The organism is Tardiphaga sp., assembly GCF_041424195.1.
Taxonomy (GTDB): domain Bacteria; phylum Pseudomonadota; class Alphaproteobacteria; order Rhizobiales; family Xanthobacteraceae; genus Tardiphaga.
Genome location: NZ_JBGMOE010000014.1, coordinates 1 through 2613, shown reverse-complemented (window position 1 = coordinate 2613; position 2613 = coordinate 1). Strand labels below are relative to the sequence as shown.

The following is a 2613-nucleotide window of genomic DNA, read 5'->3' as shown; positions in this document are numbered from 1 at the left end:
ACCTATAGCTGTTGTGCCGACCCAAAATTGACCCAGGTGTTCTACTGCTCCTGCCTACTTATTAGGCGGGAGATATACAAGGTGATCACCATGGAAATGTTAGGCAAAGTTCGACGTATGCATCTGCGCGACAAGCTGTCGCTGCACGAAATTTCAAAACGCACGGGACTGCCGCAATACGCTGCGCAAGTGGCTCCGGCAGCCGGAAGAGGCTGTGGTTTCCCCTCCGAGCTACCGGCGCGGCGCGGTATCGACCAAGCTCGAGCCGTTTCACATCAGGCTCGAATTGGCCCTCAAGGCCGACGCGCTGCGCATCAAGCAGAACCGGCGCACCAGCAAGGCTTTATTCCTTCACATCAAAGCCGAGGGCTACACCGGCAGCTATAGCCGCGTCACCGATTTCACCCGTGACTGGCGTGGCCGTGAAGGCAACGCGCCGCGCGCTTTCGTGCCGCTCAGCTTCGAGCAGGGCGAGGCCTTCCAGTTCGACTGGAGCGAAGAAGGCCTGGTGATCGGCGGCATCTACCGTCGCATGCAGGTGTCGCACATGAAGCTGTGCGCCAGCCGCGCGTTCTGGCTGGTGGCCTATCCGAGCCAGGGTCATGAGATGCTGTTCGACGCCCACTCCCGTTCCTTCGCGGCGCTCGGTGGTGTGCCGCGCCGGGGTATCTACGACAACATGAAGACGGCGGTCGACAAGGTGAACAAGGGCAAGGGGCGGATCGTCAATGCCCGCTTCGCCGTCATGTGCGCCCATTATTTGTTCGACGTTGACTTCTGCAACGTCGCCTCGGGTTGGGAAAAAGGCCTGGTCGAGAAAAACGTGCAAGACAGCCGGCGCCGCATCTGGATCGAGGCGCAGACCTTGCGTTTCGCTTCCTTCGTCGAACTCAACGTCTGGCTGGCCGGGCGCTGCCGCGCGCTGTGGGACGAGGTGCGGCACCCCGAGCACCCGGCGTTGAGCGTGGCCGAGATGCTGGAACAGGAGCAGTCGCAGATGATGCCGATGCCCACGCCGTTCGACGGCTACGTGGAGAAGCCGTCGCGGGTGTCGTCCACCTGCCTGGTGACGGTGAGCCGCAACCGCTACTCGGTGCCGTGCGAGTTCGCCGGGCAGATGGTCAGCGCGCGGCTGTATCCGGGCAAAGTGTGCGTCGTCGCCGGCGACGCCATCGTGGCCAGCCATGAGCGCGTGGCCGAGCGCGGCCAGGTGCTTTACGACTGGCAGCACTACGTCCCGCTGGTGCAGCGCAAGCCGGGGGCGCTGCGCAACGGCGCGCCGTTCGCCGACTTGCCGGCGCCATTGCTGCGGCTCAAACAGGGCCTGCTGCGCCATGCCGGTGGCGACAAGGTGATGGCGCAAGTGCTGGCCGCCGTGCCCACGGCGGGGCTGGCGGCGGTACTGGTGGCGGTGGAACTGGTGGTGGAGTCGGGGGTGCTGAGCGCCGAGCACGTCGAAAATGTGCTGGCGCGGCTCAATGCCGGCCCGGTGCCGGCGACGGTCGAGACCAGTTTGCAATTGAAGGACGCGCCGGTCGCCAACACCGGCCGCTACGACAGCCTGCGCGCCACCGGCGGCGATCTGGTAGAGATCGATCATGCGTGATATCGCCGCCGAACTGAAGGAGTTGCGTCTGCACGGCATGGTCAGCGCCTGGGACGAATTGAAGGAACAAGACGAAAGCGCGGTGGCGGCGTCGACATGGCTGATCGAACACTTGCTGCAGGCCGAGCATATCGACCGAGCCATGCGTTCGGTCAGTCACCAGATGTTTGCCGCCAAGTTTCCCTTGCATCGCGATCTGGCCGGGTTCGACTTCGCATCAAGCAAGGTCAATCAGCCGCTGGTGCGCCAGCTTGCCACGTTGACGTTTACCGACACGGCGCAAAACGTCGTGCTGATCGGCGGCCCGGGTACCGGCAAGACCCATCTGGCCACCGCGATGGCCGTGTCGGGCATCGCGACCAAGGGCAAACGGGTGCGCTTTTACTCCACGGTCGACCTGGTCAATGTGCTCGAGCGCGAGAAGCGCGACGGCAAGGCGGGCCGACTGGCGCTGTCGTTACTGCGCATGGACCTGGTGGTGCTGGATGAACTCGGGTATTTGCCGTTCAGCCAGGCCGGCGGCGCCTTGCTATTTCACTTGCTGTCGAAATTGTACGAGCACACCAGCGTCATCATCACCACCAACTTGAGCTTCGCCGAATGGTCGAACGTGTTCGGCGACGCCAAGATGACCACGGCGTTGCTGGACCGGCTGACCCACCATTGCCACATCGTGGAGACCGGTAACGAGTCGTACCGCTTCCAGCACAGCAGCATGGCGGCGAAGGGAAGGATCAAGGCGCGGGAACAGAAGCGCAAAGCGGACAAGGCAGACCCGAACGCCGCTGGGGAGGATGAAAGTGAGTAAAAACGAATAATGAACTAAATCGTTTATATCGTTAAATAAAGCGCGAAAGCGGAAGTGGAATTCGTTCCGGGCTTCGCCCTCCACGAATTCACTTCCATATTTGGTACACTTATCCACAGCTACCACTCAAAAAAGCAGCACCCCGCCCTGGGTCAAATTTGGATCGGCGCGGTGGGTCAATTTTAGGTCGGCGCCAACA

At 62.1% G+C, this 2613-nt stretch carries 1 protein-coding gene and 1 pseudogene; both read left to right on the top strand.

The window, feature by feature from the left end; all coding sequences use genetic code 11:
* Positions 1-90 precede the first annotated feature (90 nt).
* Positions 91-1606: pseudogene (istA, locus tag ACEK02_RS02430) on the top strand (IS21 family transposase).
* The gene (istB, locus tag ACEK02_RS02425) at positions 1599-2414 is read left to right on the top strand and encodes an IS21-like element helper ATPase IstB (RefSeq protein ID WP_100429633.1); all 816 of its coding nucleotides are present in this window, start codon (positions 1599-1601) and stop codon (positions 2412-2414) included. The pseudogene istA and the gene istB overlap by 8 nt, the downstream one beginning before the upstream one ends.
* Positions 2415-2613 lie beyond the last annotated feature (199 nt).

Excerpts from the sequence above, each read along its gene's own strand:
- istB (WP_100429633.1), top strand. The coding sequence starts at position 1,599 with ATGCGTGATATCGCCGCCGAACTGAAGGAGTTGCGTCTGCACGGCATG.